This is a genomic window from Chryseobacterium sp. IT-36CA2 (genome assembly GCF_949767875.1).
In the GTDB taxonomy this organism is placed as follows: Bacteria; Bacteroidota; Bacteroidia; order Flavobacteriales; family Weeksellaceae; genus Chryseobacterium.
The window spans coordinates 215,058-231,264 of record NZ_CATKPG010000011.1 but is presented as its reverse complement, the minus strand read 5'-3'; the positions used below and the strand labels follow the sequence as shown (position 1 = coordinate 231,264).

Below are 16,207 nucleotides of genomic sequence, written 5' to 3'. Positions count from 1 at the left end.
TGTTTATTGAAGCCCTAGAGGCGTGTTAGTTGATACTCCTGAATAGCCCGGTGAAGCGGAAGCAGAAACAGAACCATTGAAAGTTCCCCAGTCTTTAACTAATGATCTTTCAAAAACATTCAAAGTAAGTGTCCATGTTCCATTTTGGGAAGAAACAGTTCCGGCTCCTTTAAAAGCCAGGTTAATGGCATGGTAATTCTTTCCTCCACTGGTTACCTGCGTAACCTCAGTTGCATACGAACCAAAAGATTTAGGAGTTGTTGTCATGTTTGCCGCTGACACCGCTCCTGTAAAAACAGCACCTGTAATTGCCACTACATATTTATTAACCTCTAATCCTGTATTGAGATTCACCACTTCATCCTGTCTCACATTAGTCAATACAACATTATACATATTTACAGGGGCTACATTACGGAGCGATATATCCAACAGCTTAACCTTACCTACTGGTGAAGTATCTTTAGAACGGGTAAGCAGAAGATAGTTTCCGCTTGCTTTTGTATTTTCGGTATCTATTAAATAGGATTGTACCAATGTCTCTCCTTCTACATCAAGAGTCCCTTTAGGTGTTTTAGTATTAATTCCTACTTGTGCATTTGTGCTTAAAGCTGCAAAACCAGTAAAGAGTATTGCAATAATTTTTTTCATAGTGTATTTTTTATTGAATTAACGGAGCTGCTGCTGCGCCTGTAGTTGAAGCATTAAGGTTCTGTGTAGGACTAAAATCTTTGGCATATGATCTATCAAACACCAATAAGTTCAGTGTCCAGACACCAGTAGGAAAAGAGTTATCAGGTGCAAATCCTTGATAATCAGCTTTAAGCTTCCATGTTCCTCCTGATGAATAAGCAAAAATCTGAGGTATTGGAGTAAGCCAGTCTGCAGAAAAAGTTCTTGTAGGCTGCGTAAATCCAAAAGAAGAGATCACCACCAAAAACTTGTTAGAATTGATCAAGGTGTCAAATTGATTGACCCAATCCTTATCTGAAGGGTCACAGGTAATTTTGAACTGAATAAGATTAATCGGTGCCGGTGAATTGGGTACAAAAGAATCATTGTACGCTGTAATTTTGTTTTCCGGAGCAGGAGATTTGATAATGAAAGTGTAATTCTCATCCGCTTTCAGCTTTTCCATGGGTTGCTTGAAAACAATTCCTGATGTCTTCATTGTACCGTTCACGGTAAGTTCTTTTTCAGGCGCAGTAGTGTTTATACCAACCTGTGCACGTGTGAGCATAGATGTACCCACCAAAATGATCATCGAAATAATTTTTGTCATTGGGGTTGTGTTTATTTAAAACTTGTGTTTTGAATACTAATTCAGATTTTATATTTTTTAATTAAAAAATATAAGGCTACTATACACCAGTAAACAGTGTATGAAAAAAATATAAAAATATTTGGATTAGTTTACAGAGTGTTGCAAGAAGTATGCCATCTGCAGGTGAATTAATCACGGTTCAAAGGCACTGGATGCAGAAAAACAAGTTTAATCCCAATACTGTGATAATTAAATTGAAGCAACACTCTTTATAGAGGTATTCACAAAAAATCTACCATTTAAATAGAGTTTATAAAAAAAACATCCATTATATTTCAAAAAAAATATCAATATAACAATTCCACCTGTTACTATTTAACAGAAATGCCATAAAAAACAAAAAGACCGCTTAATAGCAGTCTCTTTATATTTTTATAAGTAATTATTATACTTTTTCTACTTGCATATAGCTAAGTTCCATTGGAGTTTTTCTACCGAAGATCAATACAGAAACTTCAATTTTCTTTTTGTCTTCAAGAATCTTCTCAACTGTACCATTGAATCCGTTGAAAGGTCCATCGATTACTTTAACATTTTCACCTACTACATAAGGAATTTCAACATCGCTTGCAAATTCTGAAAGTTCATCCATTCTTCCAAGCATTCTGTTAACCTCTGATTTTCTCATTGGAACAGGATCACCTCCTTTTGTTAAACTTAAGAAAGAAATAACTCCAGGGATATTCTTGATAACGTGAGGAATCTCTCCCATTAGGTCAGCTTCAATCATCAAGTATCCAGGGTAGTAAGGTCTTTCTTTAGGAACTTTTTTACCGTTTCTAATTTGGATTACCTTTTCCATAGGAATAACCACTTGAGTAACGTACTGCTCAAACCCTAGACGTTTGATTTCTGTCTCAATATAGTTTTTCACTTTATTTTCCTGTCCGCTGATTGCTTTCAGCACATACCATTTCAATTCGCTCATTATGGGAAAATACTTAATTATTAATTGAACAAGTTGATTAGCATTCCTATTATGTTGCTGATTGCTTTTGAAAACAATTCATCAACTCCAAAGGTAAATAATGCCAGAATCACTGTCGCAATAGTCACTACGATTGTAGAAGACTGAAGGTCAGCCCATTTTGGCCATTCAACCTTATGTCTGAATTCGTTATAAGAACCTTTTAAAAAATCGACAAATGAACTCATAATTTATATTTGCACGGGCACAAGGATTCGAACCCTGATCAACGGTTTTGGAGACCGGTATCCTACCATTGGACGATGCCCGTAGTTAAAAAAAGCCCCGTAAAGAAATTCCTTACGGAAGCTTTTTTATATTTTTAAGATGAATTAGTCAATGATTTCAGTAACCTGACCTGAACCAACTGTTCTACCTCCTTCTCTGATCGCAAATCTAAGACCTACGTTAAGAGCGATTGGTTGTAACAATTCTACAGTGATCTCTAAGTTATCACCAGGCATTACCATTTCTACACCTTCTGGTAAGAAGATCTCACCTGTAACGTCAGTAGTTCTTACGTAGAACTGAGGACGGTACTTGTTGTGGAATGGAGTGTGACGTCCACCTTCTTCTTTAGAAAGGATATAAACAGAAGCTTTGAATTTTTTGTGTGGCTTAACTGAATCTTTCTTAGCGATAACCATACCTCTCTTGATGTCAGTTTTTTCAATACCTCTCAACAATAGACCTACGTTATCTCCAGCTTCACCTCTATCTAGGATCTTTCTGAACATCTCAACTCCTGTAATAGTAGAAGTTAATTTTTCGTCACCCATACCTACGATATCAACTGGATCACCAGTATTGATAACACCAGCCTCGATTCTACCAGTTGCTACAGTACCTCTACCTGTAATAGAGAATACGTCTTCGATTGGCATCAAGAATGGCTTTTCAGTATCTCTTGGTGGTTGCTCGATCCAAGTATCAACAGCATCCATCAATTCTTCAACGCTCTTGAACCACTTATCTTCTGTGTTAGCAGGAGAAGCAGTAGCTGCAGTAAGAGCTCCTAGTGCAGAACCTTGAATTACTGGAGAGTTGTCTCCGTCAAATTCGTAAGTAGATAATAAGTCTCTAAGCTCCATTTCAACAAGCTCTAATAACTCTGGATCATCTACCATGTCAACTTTGTTCATGAAAACAACGATTCTTGGTACGTTTACCTGACGGCAAAGTAGGATATGTTCTCTAGTCTGAGGCATAGGACCATCAGTTGCAGCACATACTACGATAGCTCCATCCATTTGAGCAGCACCAGTTACCATGTTCTTAACATAGTCGGCGTGACCTGGACAGTCAACGTGAGCATAGTGTCTTTTTTCAGTTTCGTATTCGATGTGAGCAGTATTGATAGTAATACCTCTTTCTTTTTCTTCTGGAGCAGAGTCAATTGCAGAGAAGTCTTTTTTCTCAGCAAGACCTTTGCTAGCTAATACAGCAGAAATAGCAGCTGTAAGAGTAGTTTTACCATGGTCAACGTGACCAATAGTACCAATGTTCAAGTGTGGTTTGTTACGATTAAACGTTTCCTTTGCCATGATTTAAAATTATTTATTTATTGTTTTTCAAATTTTCGGTGTGCAAATATAATGAATTTTTAAATACCAAAAACTTTTTATTAAAAAAACTTTCAATATTCTCATCCAATGAAGGACAAACCTTATATTTAACGTATTGAGACTGCAAATTTACACATTTTTCCGGATTGAAAAAAATCCTTAGAAATGTTTTATTAAAAATATAAACTATCTCACTAATTATGAATACAATATACAGAAAAAAAATCCTGAAAATTCTGTTCTTAAATCCATTTTTATCTTTTTCTCGTAGATATAAAAACAACAACTAAAAATTAATATTATGAGAAAACTACTACACCTATTTGGGGCTCTGATAACCATTGTAACCCTGTTTTCATGTGATAATTCAGATGAAAACATGATGTCAGAAAATATACCTCAGGGTCCGGATCTTATGGTATATGGAATAACAGCTATGAATGAGCTTGTTTATTTTAATTCCAACAATCCAAAAACTTTCACTTCAAAAACAGCTGTAACAGGTGTTACCTCAGGAGAAAAATTACTAAGCATAGATTTCAGACCTGCCACAGGAGAATTATATGCGTTATCCAGTGCAAGCAAATTATATATTATCAATACCTCTAATGCCTCAGCAAGAATGGTAGGTTCAACAGCATTTACTCCTTTAATAGCAGGAACAATTGCTTCTATTGATTTCAACCCAACTGTTGACAGAATCCGATTAGTGAGTAATACCGGGCAAAATCTGCGTTTACATCCGGAAACGGGAGCTGTTGCTGCTACGGATATCAATATTAACGGAACAGGAAACCCTTCCATAACCGGATTAGCTTATACCAACAGTAAGGCAGGAGCTGCTGCTACTGTGTTATATGATATTGATCCGATGCTGGGAAAATTACACAAACAGGACCCTCCCAACAATGGAACTTTAGTAGAGGTTGGAAGTCTTGGAACAACTTTTACAGGACAGTCTGCTTTTGACATCAAATATGATAACAGTACTGCGCTTTTGGCTTTCAATGATAAATTACATGTTCTGGATCTGAATAATGGTAAAACAACCTCAATAGGATCCCTTCAGCAGGGAATCATTGATATTGCCATCCCAACAGAACCGGTAGCTTATGCGATTGATAATTTAAATAATCTTCAAATTTTCAATCCAAATAGTCCGATGCCTGTTTCAAAAACAATAGCAGGATTACAAAGTGGCGAGAATATTTTAGGAATAGATTTCCGTCCTGCCAACGGACAATTGTATGCTTTGGGAAGCTCAAGCAGAATGTATACGATCAATTTAGGCACAGGTGCTGCTACTGCCGTGGGAACATCTCCATTCTCAACCTTACTTTCCGGAACTGATTTCGGATTTGACTTTAATCCTACTGTGGACAGAATAAGAGTTGTGAGTAATACAGGACAAAATCTTCGTCTTAATCCTAACGACGGAACAATTGCGGCCGTAGATCTTGCATTAAATCCGGGAAGTCCGATGATAAGCGCAGCTGCCTACACTAACAACTTTGCGGGAGCCACCTCAACTACCTTATTTGTCATTGATCATAATACAGATAAACTATATCAGCAAAATCCTCCCAATAACGGAACTTTAGTTGAGACAGGTTCTTTAGGAATCAACATTACCAATGCTAACGGTTTTGATATTGGAAGTATGAGCCAAAAAGCTTACTTAATGGCATCAGTAGGTTCATCTACAAAAATTTACTCTATCAATACGACGACAGGAGCGGTAACTTCTGTTTCCGATTACCCAAATACCGTCAAAGCTTTTACCTTGGGATTAGGTTTTTAAACTCATTCTATTTTTATTTCAATAATCGAGAAGCGCGGAAAACAAAGTTTTCCGCGCTTCTTACTAATATAAATGAAAGATAAATTAAATCTGGCTCTTTTTAGTCCTGTTAAATATCCAGAAAATAATCGGGAAAATAAGCAGTGTAAGCACCGTTGCGGTAATCAGTCCTCCGATAATGACAATTGCCAGAGGTTTTTGAGATTCCGATCCGATTCCTGTAGACAAGGCTGCCGGCATCAATCCGATAGAAGCCATAAGAGCTGTCATAATTACAGGTCTGGTTCTGGATTTTACCCCGCTGAATATTGCAGTATCTATATCCATTCCGTCTTTAACATTTTGATGGAACTCCGTGATAAGAATTACCCCATTCTGGATACAAATTCCAAGGAGAGCAATCATTCCTACTCCGGCAGAGATTCCAAAATTGATTCCGGTAACATGTAATGCGATAATTCCCCCTATTAAAGCAAATGGTACATTCGCTAATACGAGAAGAGAATCTTTCATATTTCCAAACAGAATAAACAACAGGAAGAAAATCATCAGGATACTCACCGGCACTACCTGTGCCAACCTGTGCGATGCGCGCTGTTGATTTTCAAACTGACCTGTCCATCCTACAGAATAACCGTCCGGAAGTTCAATTGTTTCCACTTTTTTCTGAGCATCGGCAATCGTACTTCCCAAATCCCGGTCACGAATGGAAAATTTAACCCCAATATATCGTTTGATATTGTCTCTGTAAATAAATGCAGCTCCGTTATCTTTAACAATGGTACTGATTTCTTTTAAAGGAATCTTTGCCCCATCCTGTGTGGGAACCATCAAAGCGGCAATATCATTTTCATTGGTTCTGTATTCCTGAGAATAACGAAGGCGGATTGGGAATTTTCTTTCCCCGTCAAACATTTCTGAAGCAGTTTTTCCACCAAAAGCCATTTCTAGTACCGCTTGTGCATCCGCAGGCATTACTCCGTAAGCAGCCATTTTATCTCTGTCCAACACAACACTCACTTCCGGCTGGCCGATATTTTTAATGATTCCAGGGTCTTTTACGCCTTGGACATCTTTAATTTTCAATAAAACTTCATGAGCTAATTTATCCAGGGTTTCCAGATTATCGCCATAGATTTTGATTCCGTTTTCGGCTTTAAAACCGGCTACTGCTTCTGCTACGTTATCCGAAATAGGTTGGGAATAATTGAAAGTAATTCCCTGATAGCTTCTGAGTTTTTTATCTATTTCATTGATCAGTTCATCATAGGTAATCTTACGTTTCCATTCTTCTCTTGGCTTAAGGTTTACTGCAAACTGTACAAATCCGAACCCGTTGGGATCCGTTCCGTCATTACTTCTTCCCGTTTGCGCCAAGACATCTGTCACTTCCGAAAAGCTCATAATGTCTTTCTTTAAAAGGTCTGCTGTTTTCAGAGATTCTTTTAGCGAGGAACTCATCGGCATTTCTGCAGTGATCCACAATGATCCTTCATTCAACTGAGGCAGGAATTCTGTCCCAAGGAACTTACCGGAAAATAAAGTGACCGCCAGGAAAGATATCGCAACAATCATACTTGTTTTTTTATGCTTGAATGTTAAATTAAAGCCTTTCAGAACGATTCTGTCCCAGAAGTTAACAAACGGGTTATTTTTTTCTCTTACATTTTTATTTAAAAGAATATGTGAAAGAACAGGAACCAATGTTAATGTAAATATCAAAGCTCCCATTAATGCAAACCCTAACGTAAATGCCAGAGGAGAAAACATCTTCCCTTCTACTTTCTGGAATGAGAAGATAGGAATCAGAGAGGTGATGATGATTAATTTTGAAAAGAAGATTGCTTTTCCTAATCCGGTTCCGGTCTGCTTGATCCAGCCACCCTTTGCAAGTTTATTAAACTTCTCCATTCCGTACCGCTTCGCTTTATGATCGAGCATTACGAAGAGACCTTCCACCATGACGACGGCTCCGTCAATAATAATCCCGAAGTCTACTGCTCCTAACGAAAGCAGGTTGGCGCTCATCCCGGCCAGTTTTAAACATAAAAAGGCAAATAGCAAGGATAGAGGAATGATGATGGAAACAATCAGAGTTGTTCTCCAATCGGCCATAAAGATTAAAACGATTACCGTTACCAGTACAATCCCTTCAATAAGGTTATGCATTACGGTGTGGGTTGTGAAATCCATCAGATTGTCACGGTCATAGAAAGTAACCATCTTGACATCTTTCGGAAGTACTTTTTCATTAAGTTCTTTGATTTTAGCCTTTACTCCTATTAAGACTTCTCTTGGGTTCTCACCTTTTCTCATGACAACGATTCCTTCTACCGTATCGTCATGATGATTAAGTGCAGCCTGCCCTACTCTAGGCATAGAGCTTTCATGAACTTCGGCTACATTTTTTACCAAAACAGGGTTCCCACTGTCATTCTGAATGGTAATATTTCCGATATCCGCCACTGATTTTACGAGACCAATACCTCTTACTACATAAGCCTGACCATTTTTTTCAATCACATCTCCTCCTACATTCAGGTTACTTTTCGTGACAGCATCATACACCTGAAGCGGAGTCAGGTTGTATTTATCCAATGCTCTTGGATCGATACTGAGTTCAAAAACTTTATCCTGTCCTCCGAAAACATTGATATCTGCTACTCCCGGAACTCCTCTTAAAGCGCGGTCTATAACCCAGTTTTGCAGGGTAAGCAGGGTTCGGGAGTCTTTTGTTTTACTTTCCAGTGTATATCTGAAAATTTCACCGGTTGGCCCGTAGGGTGGCTGTACTTCGGGGTCTACCTCATCAGGAAGGCTAATGGTTCTTAACTGGTTATTGACCTGATTTCTGGCAAAAGTGTCATCCACCCCGTCGTCAAACAGAATTTTAACAATGGAAAGTCCAAACATGGTGGTACTTCTCACACTTGTTTTCTTCTGAACCGGGCTCATCGCCAATTCGATGGGAGTAGTAACAAAACGTTCTACTTCTTCTGCACTACGCCCATTCCACTGGGTGATGATTACAATCTGGGTATTGGTTACATCCGGAAAAGCTTCAATAGGCATATTTTTGAAACTTATAAAACCGGAGATGGCTAAAATCGCTACCCAGATAAAGGTAAATGCTTTATTTTTTAATGAAAAAGCGATTATATTTTTTATGAATTTATTCATGATAGATAAATTGATGACCTAAAAAAGCCGTTAAAGAAAAAAGTACATATTCTTAATGGTTTAATAAGACTAGCTGTTCAGTGAACGGTAGATCAGCAGCTGGTTGTTGGTAATCACCTCTTCTCCTTCTTTCAGACCTTCTGCAATATAGGTGACCTCTCCTACCTGTTTTAAAACTTTGATTTCTCTGATTTTCACATCTGTTCTGGATTTAAAAATCACCACAAAACTTTTATTATCATCAAAGATCACGGCTTTGGATGGAACAGCCAATGTAGTATTGTTTTCCAGACTGGAAACTTTTATTGTAGCCTTACTATCAGGAATCAACAATCCGTTGGCATTATCTAATACGACTCTTGCCTGCATAGCGTTGGTCTGCGGATCAATAATTTTGAATATTTTATCGATTTTTCCATCAAAAATTTTATCCGGATAAGAAAGTGTGGATACCTGAGCTTTCATTCCAAGGTTAATTTTATCAATATCAGATTCGTTGACATTCATAATGGCCCATACATTAGTGGTATTGGCGACATCAAAGATATTATCACTTCTGTCACTTCTAAGCTGCATATCTTTATTGATACTTTTCTGAACAATATAACCGTTGATAGGTGCTACAACACTATAGATATTTCCGGTTTTCACGTTATACACTGTACTTACTGCTGTTGCTCTCTGCAGCTGGTCTTCGGCTTTTTGCAACTGGCTTTTGGCTTCCAGAACATCTCTTTCTGTATTCAGCTTTCCTTCGTACAGTTCTTTAGAGACACGAAGATTATTTTTAGCCACCACCAGATCTGTTTTTGCATCGCTTACATCTTTTTGAATTTCTGCAAGCTCAGTACTTCTTATGGTTGCCAGTACCTGTCCTTTTTTCACATAGTCACCCAATTCTACATTCACACTCATCACATTTCCTCCTACCAGCGGATAAACGTCTATATAACTGTTTTTATCTGCAGAGATCTTCCCGTAAAAGCTGTATTCATCTTCTATATTCTTTTTTTCAACTTTTGCTAAAGAAATAGAATTAAGCATCGTGTTACTCAGCTCAAATCCTTTTTTGGCGTGAATATTTTTCTCTTCCTCTTTTTTGGAACAGGCCATTAATGAAAGGACCATCAATGCGGGGATAATATATGTTTTCATCATTTTAATAGAAGATTTTCGTTTGTATTAGTTGATTAAGCTGTTCTGCCGACTGCATGATTTCATTTTTCATATCATAGATCTGAAGGGCTGTCTCTCTGTAGCTGTCCATAAAGTCTGTGAATTCAATCAGATTGACATTTCCTTTTCTGAAATTGGTAAGCATTCCGTTGTAGACAAGCTCCATATTCTGAAGATCGGTTGTTTTCACATCCTGAAGCTGGTCATATTGTGCTTTCCAGATTTTATAGGCAGATTGAACTTTGGTTTCAAGGGTGAGTTTTTGAAAGTCAGCATTTTTTTGATTCTGCTGAATGGCATAGTTGGCTTTTACCACATTACCCTGATTGGCTTTCCATAAAGGCAAAGGAATTCCCAGCGTCAGATTCGCTTCATTATTAAAAGTTCCTCCAGCCTGATCCCATGCAGCACCTACTGTAAGATCCGGTATATTCAATGACTTTTGCCACTGTGCATACAGCTTACTGTTATCTATGAGTTTCAAATTGTACCGGTAATCAGCATTATTTTCCAGCGCTTTACTTTTCAGTTCATTTTCATCACCGAAAGGCTGTGCAGCGAGAGCATCTTTAGCTTCGGTTTCAGACATTGTAGGTTCAATCTCTTCTGAAACTCCTGTTAAAACTTTTAAGTTCTGTTCGAATTCAAGAATATTTTTATTGATCTCAAGTTTGTCATGATTTAGCTGGATTACTATGCTCTGCAACCTTACAGCATCTTTAAGGGAAACGTTTCCTTTTGCAGATTGTACACGATAGGCATTTAAAAGATCATTCATATATCCTAATTGCCTGTTGGTATTTTCCAGTTTTAATTTTTCGTAGTAAAGATTGAAATAGGCAGAGCGGAGCTGGGATCTTAAATCCACCAGCAGTTGCGAAAACTGAAGTTGGGCCAGTTCTTTATTGGATTTGGCAAAAGCAATTTCATTTTTCTTTTTACCCCCCATATAGATTAACTGTGTAACACCTGCTCCTTTTGAGTGTGCTATATCAAAAACCTTTTTGTCCTTGGGGTTATAAGCATTTACCTGCCCGCTCAATTGGGGCAATTGCCAGATTTTAGCCTGCAGAATATCTGCATCAGCCATATTGATGTTGTATTGTTCGGCGAGCAGCTGGAGGTTGTTCTTTTGAAAAGCTTCTTCGCAGTCCAAAAGAGACATCTGCTGTTGTGCTGCCGCGAATGAGGAAACGGCGAGGCACAGCACTGCAATTCTGTTCATTATTTTTCTTTTTAAATTACAAAATTGCTTTGATGCGATTAAAAGAAACTTAAATGACGCTTAAAAAAATATTAAAATAGGCTTGAACAGACCGCTTCAAAGAAAATTTAACAAAGAAATAAAGTATATTTTTCTCCAATTGTTGAATTTTTAGTTAAAAAGCTAATCTAGAGTTTAACAAAAAAGCAACTGCTTTTAGATTCGGTTGCTTTTATTTCTATTTTTTAAAAAAAAGGGTAAATTTATTCATATAATCTTCAGGAGAAGAATATATGATATCAGCATCGTGATATTCCAGGATCCTTTTCACAATTCTAAGACCAAGGCCTGATCCTGATATATTCTGAGCATTATTTCCTCTTGTAAAAGCTTCAAACAATTTCGTCTGCTCTTCTTCAGTAATGGTATTTCCGTGAGAAATAACTTCAATGGACAGATTTTCGTTGGTTTCTGTTATCAAAACATTTACTTCGGAATTATCTGAATATACGGCTGCATTTTTAAACAAATTAATAAACACGATCACCAATAGCGACTGAATCCCTTTTATGGTCAAAAAGGCATTTTCTGAACTGTCTTCATTAATCATGAAATCCAGTTTAAGTTGTGGATAACTTTTCTCTACTGCTTCAAAAGCCTCAAAGATGACTTCATCAATTCTCACATCTTCATAAATACTCTGGATATTTTCTTTATCAAATTTTGTAAGCAATAAAAGTGAATTCGTCAAATCCGACAACTGGTACACATCTCTCTGAATTTGCTGCAAAGAAGACAGTGTTTCCGGAGAATGTTCTTCAAACTTAATCAGGTTCTCCAACTGGAAAGCCATCCTTGTTATAGGTGTTCTTATCTCATGGGAAGCACTTGCCGTAAAATCTTTTTGAGACTGGAATACATCATCCAGCCTTCCAATCATTGTATTAAATGATTTTGCAAGAACACTTACTTCATCATTAGACTGCTCAACAGGAATCTGTGTGGTCAGTTTATGGGCTGTAACTTCAGAAATTTCCTTGTTCAGATCTTCCAGAGGGCGAAGAAACTTTTCTACAAAATAATAACTGAAAAAGCCGATAAGCATCGTACTCATCACATAGGCCGTAACTAAAAGATATTTAAGATATCCCAACTTTGATTTTCCATTGGTATCAAAAGCACTTGTAAGGATATAATAGTTTTCACCATTAATAGTCCTGAGTGCTGCATAAATCTCCGGAATAGTCTTTTCCGTATAAATGATTTTCTTTCTATCAAGTTCTTTAAGCATTGCACTATCCCAGGTGACATTCCGGTCTTTGATGGTGCTGTAGATCAATTCTTTTTTCTCATTGAAAATTAAAATCTTTTCATTCAAAAGAATGTTATCAGAATTTTCGTTGAAGAAAACCGGAGCCTCTTCTTCAAAGTCTTTCGATTTTGAGATAAAATGGGAAGTAAATTCAAGTCGCTGTCTGAATCGCTCTTTAAACTCATCCCTTCTGAAATCATTAAAAGATAAATAAATAACGGCCATCACCATTCCAAAAAGTAATGAAAAGGCGATACTGATCGTTAAAGCTATCTTTCTTTTTAAAGACATTTATAATGGACTTAAGTAATATCCGAATCCAGAACGGGTATGGATCAGTTTTATTTTAAAATCTTTATCAATTTTTTTCCTCAGGAAATTGATATACACTTCTACCGTATTGGTATTTGTATTAAAATTGTGTTCCCATACATGTTCTGTAATCTGTTGTTTGGATACCGTTCTTCCCTGGGCTTCTGCAAGATAAACCAACAGCTGAAATTCTTTTAATGTAAGGGTTATTTCATTTCCTCCTCGATAGACCTTCTGTTCTGTTTTGTTGATAATAAGATCATCAATTCTTATGATCTCCTGATCGGAATTATCAGAAGGAGCTTTCCTTCTCAGTAAAGAATTGATTCTTAAAAGAAGTTCTTCAAACTGAAATGGCTTTACAAGATAATCATCAGCTAATCGGGTAAAGGCATCTTTTTTATCCGAAATATCTCCATAGGCAGAAATGATGATGATTGGAGTATTTTTATCAAAAGAACGGATCGTCTGGCAGACATCAAGTCCATTTATTTTAGGAACATTAATATCCAGCAGATACAGATCGTAAGTATTATTCTTTATCTGGCGGAGAAAAGTTTCTCCGTCATAGATCTTATCACAGTTAAAATTATTTGATTCTAAAAACCTGCAAAGCTCCGCAGACAGTATGAGATCATCTTCTAATAAAAGAATATTCATCAAAAATTTATTTTACACGAATTTAACGAAAATTTTACGATTGTTATTCTATAGATGAAGTAAAAGTTTTCATGATCCATTGAATTTAATTTTAAATAGATCAGCTAAGAATGTTGAGGGGTGAATAAATTCGACATCCTATCTAAGCAAGTGTTTAACGATAAGATCTCTTTAAGGATAAAATTAGTTCTCTTTTATTTTCTAAAATAAAGTTTGGGCATAAAAAAATCCCGAAGAAATTCGGGAAAATCGAGAGCCAACTACGGGACTTGAACCCGTGACCTCTTCCTTACCAAGGAAGCACTCTACCGCTGAGCTAAGTCGGCATCAACTAAAAAAATCACACTGAGTAGCGTGATTTTTGTTGAGCGGAAGACGGGGGTCGAACCCGCGACATTCAGCTTGGAAGGCTGACGCTCTACCAACTGAGCTACTTCCGCAATTTTGTTTCCAAAACTATTGGTAAACGCTGTGCAAAACTAAGAAAACTTATTTAATTTTGCAAGTTTTTTTATAATATAAAATGTGGGGAGAGCAGGATTCGAACCTACGAAGCCGAAGCAACTGAGTTACAGTCAGTCCCATTTAGCCACTCTGGAATCTCCCCAGATATTTTATATTAAAATGAGCCTCCAGAGGGATTCGAACCCACGACCCCGAGATTACAAATCACGTGCTCTGGCCAACTGAGCTATGGAGGCATTTTAATAAAAGACTGAAATTGATTGAGAAACTCTACTCTACATATTTCAGTGTTAAAAAAAATCACTTTTAATGGGTGATTTTTTGAGCGGAAGACGGGGGTCGAACCCGCGACATTCAGCTTGGAAGGCTGACGCTCTACCAACTGAGCTACTTCCGCAATTTTGTTTCCAAAACCATTGGTAAACGCTGTGCAAAACTAAGAAAACTTATTTAATCCTGCAAGTTTTTTTTATAAAAATATAAAGTGGGGAGAGCAGGATTCGAACCTACGAAGCCGAAGCAACTGAGTTACAGTCAGTCCCATTTAGCCACTCTGGAATCTCCCCAATAGTTTATATTTTATGAGCCTCCAGAGGGATTCGAACCCACGACCCCGAGATTACAAATCACGTGCTCTGGCCAACTGAGCTATGGAGGCAAATATAAAAAAGAATTCAAAAGATCGCTGTTCCTTTTTTGCGAGTGCAAATATAGAACGGATTTTTTGAATTCTCAAATATTTTATAAACTTTTTTTAACTTTTTTTCCTAAGCCATTTCTTTTTTCTTGATTAGTAGCTTTTTAGCAGTATCAACACAAAGATCCAAACTTTCTTCAAAACTCGCGGATGTCTTCTTTACTACGATATCGTCTCCCGGAACCGCCAAAATAATCTCAGCAGTTTTATTAGCTTTATCAGCGTTATTTTCTACTTTTAAAAATACCTTACACTCTTGAATTTTGTCATAAAAGGTATCCAATTTGCTTACTTTTTTGTCAATGTGTGACTCTAGTGGTTCGTGTGGTGTTAAACCAATTGATTGAACTGAAATCTTCATAATTCTTCTTTTTTTGATGCTCGAGGGTGAGCCTGATTAAACACTTTTTTCAATTGTTCAATATTAGCATTCGTATAGACTTGAGTACTGGCAAGACTGGAATGCCCTAATATTTTTTTCACTTTGGAGATCTCCGCCCCATTATCCAAAACGTGTGTAGCAAAGCTATGCCGAAGGATATGAGGACTTTTTTTTTCTTTCGTTGTTATAAGACTAAGGTACTTATTAACTACCACATAAACAAATTTTTCGTTGAGTTTTTTCCCTTTCTTATTCACGAAAAAATATGATTTAAATTCTGTCTGTGGATTTCTTATTTCCAGATAACTTTTAAGAAGTTCAGACAATTCATTGGAAATAGGAATAACCCTTTCTTTATTCCCTTTTCCTATTACTTTTAATTCATTTCCATATAAGTCAACATTCTCAAATATCAGGCCACAAAATTCAGCTTTACGCATTCCTGTCTGATAAAGCACCTCCATAATACATTTTTCCAGTACATCATGTACCTGTTCAAAGATCCTTTCATTAAGATCCGTCATTTCCTCTATAGATATAGGTATTTGCTTCTCAGGATAAAATTTCAGAGAGGAGATACCTTCAGTGGGAGAAACCTTAATTTCACCTATTTTTAAAAGAAAAAGATAAAAACTGCGAAGGGAAGATAATTTTCTATTGATACTTCTCTTGGAAATATCATTTTCGCTTAGTTCGACAATAAAATTTCTGATAATTTTTTTGTCTGCTTTGGCTAAATTGTCGGAAGATTCTGTTCGGAGATAGAAATGGGAAAAGTCTTCAAGGTCTTTTTTGTAGCTTGTAATGGTATGAGGAGAATATCTTTTTTCGAATTGTAAGTATTCTAAAAACTTTTCCAGCATCATAGGTATAAAAATAAAAATTCACTCCTCAAATATAAGAATTTAAGAAGTGAATTAATATATGGTTAAGAAAAAATCTTAAGCCTGCTCTTCTTTGCTAAGCGCTCTTTGTTTGTAAGCAGCTTTTAACTTAGATTGTCTCAAAGTTACAGAAGGCTTGATAAAAGCTTGTCTAGATCTTAATTGACGAACAGTTCCTGTTTTATCAAATTTTCTCTTGTATTTTTTTAAAGCTCTGTCGATGGATTCACCATCTTTTACTGGAATTATTAACATATTTTACATCTCATTTTGGATTG

General features: G+C 36.7%; 14 protein-coding genes and 8 tRNA genes. 1 reads left to right on the top strand and 21 read right to left on the bottom strand.

The features are described from left to right. Positions 1 to 3: 3 nt before the first annotated feature. The 6 genes from ACM6F9_RS01905 to tuf form a co-directional block, all read right to left on the bottom strand. Positions 4 to 651, bottom strand: coding sequence for a hypothetical protein (locus ACM6F9_RS01905; RefSeq protein ID WP_414844151.1), 648 nt, complete (start codon positions 649 to 651; stop codon positions 4 to 6). 10 nt (positions 652 to 661) lie between these two features. Then, on the bottom strand, positions 662 to 1,282 hold the full coding sequence (locus ACM6F9_RS01900) for a hypothetical protein (RefSeq protein ID WP_414844150.1): 621 nt from the start codon (positions 1,280 to 1,282) through the stop codon (positions 662 to 664). A 427-nt stretch (positions 1,283 to 1,709) separates the two neighbouring features. Further along, a complete protein-coding gene (gene nusG / locus ACM6F9_RS01895) occupies positions 1,710 to 2,252 on the bottom strand; it encodes a transcription termination/antitermination protein NusG (protein WP_002976412.1) in 543 nt (180 codons plus the stop codon). A 20-nt stretch (positions 2,253 to 2,272) separates the two neighbouring features. Then, positions 2,273 to 2,479 (bottom strand): preprotein translocase subunit SecE, encoded by a 207-nt coding sequence (secE, locus tag ACM6F9_RS01890; protein WP_002976410.1) that lies wholly within the window; start codon positions 2,477 to 2,479, stop codon positions 2,273 to 2,275. Between the two features lie 12 nt (positions 2,480 to 2,491). Continuing rightward, a tRNA-Trp gene (locus tag ACM6F9_RS01885) sits at positions 2,492 to 2,562 on the bottom strand. 61 nt (positions 2,563 to 2,623) lie between these two features. Next, on the bottom strand, positions 2,624 to 3,835 hold the full coding sequence (gene tuf, locus ACM6F9_RS01880; protein ID WP_105701276.1) for an elongation factor Tu: 1,212 nt from the start codon (positions 3,833 to 3,835) through the stop codon (positions 2,624 to 2,626). A gap of 322 nt (positions 3,836 to 4,157) precedes the next feature. Between tuf and ACM6F9_RS01875 the strand changes: the two genes are divergently transcribed. Further along, positions 4,158 to 5,657: a DUF4394 domain-containing protein gene (locus ACM6F9_RS01875; protein WP_414844149.1), complete on the top strand. Its 1,500-nt coding sequence runs from the start codon at positions 4,158 to 4,160 to the stop codon at positions 5,655 to 5,657. An 84-nt stretch (positions 5,658 to 5,741) separates the two neighbouring features. Here ACM6F9_RS01875 and ACM6F9_RS01870 read toward each other — a convergent pair whose 3' ends face one another. From ACM6F9_RS01870 to rpsU, 15 genes are all read right to left on the bottom strand, one after another. Beyond that, positions 5,742 to 8,837, bottom strand: coding sequence for an efflux RND transporter permease subunit (locus ACM6F9_RS01870; protein WP_414844148.1), 3,096 nt, complete (start codon positions 8,835 to 8,837; stop codon positions 5,742 to 5,744). A gap of 69 nt (positions 8,838 to 8,906) precedes the next feature. Continuing rightward, on the bottom strand, positions 8,907 to 9,992 hold the full coding sequence (locus ACM6F9_RS01865) for an efflux RND transporter periplasmic adaptor subunit (protein ID WP_414845092.1): 1,086 nt from the start codon (positions 9,990 to 9,992) through the stop codon (positions 8,907 to 8,909). A gap of 4 nt (positions 9,993 to 9,996) precedes the next feature. Next, positions 9,997 to 11,238: a TolC family protein gene (locus ACM6F9_RS01860; protein ID WP_414844147.1), complete on the bottom strand. Its 1,242-nt coding sequence runs from the start codon at positions 11,236 to 11,238 to the stop codon at positions 9,997 to 9,999. A gap of 217 nt (positions 11,239 to 11,455) precedes the next feature. Then, positions 11,456 to 12,820 (bottom strand): ATP-binding protein, encoded by a 1,365-nt coding sequence (locus ACM6F9_RS01855; protein WP_414844146.1) that lies wholly within the window; start codon positions 12,818 to 12,820, stop codon positions 11,456 to 11,458. Beyond that, the gene (locus ACM6F9_RS01850) at positions 12,821 to 13,501 is read right to left on the bottom strand and encodes a response regulator transcription factor (RefSeq protein WP_105701271.1); all 681 of its coding nucleotides are present in this window, start codon (positions 13,499 to 13,501) and stop codon (positions 12,821 to 12,823) included. 254 nt (positions 13,502 to 13,755) lie between these two features. After that, positions 13,756 to 13,827 (bottom strand) — tRNA-Thr (locus ACM6F9_RS01845). A gap of 41 nt (positions 13,828 to 13,868) precedes the next feature. After that, a tRNA-Gly gene (locus tag ACM6F9_RS01840) sits at positions 13,869 to 13,941 on the bottom strand. A gap of 86 nt (positions 13,942 to 14,027) precedes the next feature. Continuing rightward, positions 14,028 to 14,108: transfer RNA gene (locus tag ACM6F9_RS01835), tRNA-Tyr, on the bottom strand. A gap of 20 nt (positions 14,109 to 14,128) precedes the next feature. Next, positions 14,129 to 14,202, bottom strand: a tRNA-Thr gene (locus ACM6F9_RS01830). 88 nt (positions 14,203 to 14,290) lie between these two features. After that, positions 14,291 to 14,363 (bottom strand) — tRNA-Gly (locus ACM6F9_RS01825). Between the two features lie 88 nt (positions 14,364 to 14,451). Continuing rightward, positions 14,452 to 14,532 (bottom strand) — tRNA-Tyr (locus tag ACM6F9_RS01820). Between the two features lie 18 nt (positions 14,533 to 14,550). Then, positions 14,551 to 14,624 (bottom strand) — tRNA-Thr (locus tag ACM6F9_RS01815). A 109-nt stretch (positions 14,625 to 14,733) separates the two neighbouring features. Continuing rightward, positions 14,734 to 15,024 carry an HPF/RaiA family ribosome-associated protein gene (locus tag ACM6F9_RS01810; RefSeq protein WP_034693158.1) on the bottom strand — a complete coding sequence of 97 codons (291 nt, stop codon included), beginning with the start codon at positions 15,022 to 15,024 and terminating at the stop codon, positions 14,734 to 14,736. Continuing rightward, on the bottom strand, positions 15,021 to 15,908 hold the full coding sequence (locus tag ACM6F9_RS01805) for a tyrosine-type recombinase/integrase (RefSeq protein ID WP_414845091.1): 888 nt from the start codon (positions 15,906 to 15,908) through the stop codon (positions 15,021 to 15,023). Before ACM6F9_RS01805 ends, ACM6F9_RS01810 begins: the two co-directional genes overlap by 4 nt. Before the next feature lie 78 nt (positions 15,909 to 15,986). Next, the gene (gene rpsU / locus ACM6F9_RS01800; RefSeq protein WP_045501128.1) at positions 15,987 to 16,184 is read right to left on the bottom strand and encodes a 30S ribosomal protein S21; all 198 of its coding nucleotides are present in this window, start codon (positions 16,182 to 16,184) and stop codon (positions 15,987 to 15,989) included. Between the last annotated feature and the right edge of the window lie 23 nt (positions 16,185 to 16,207).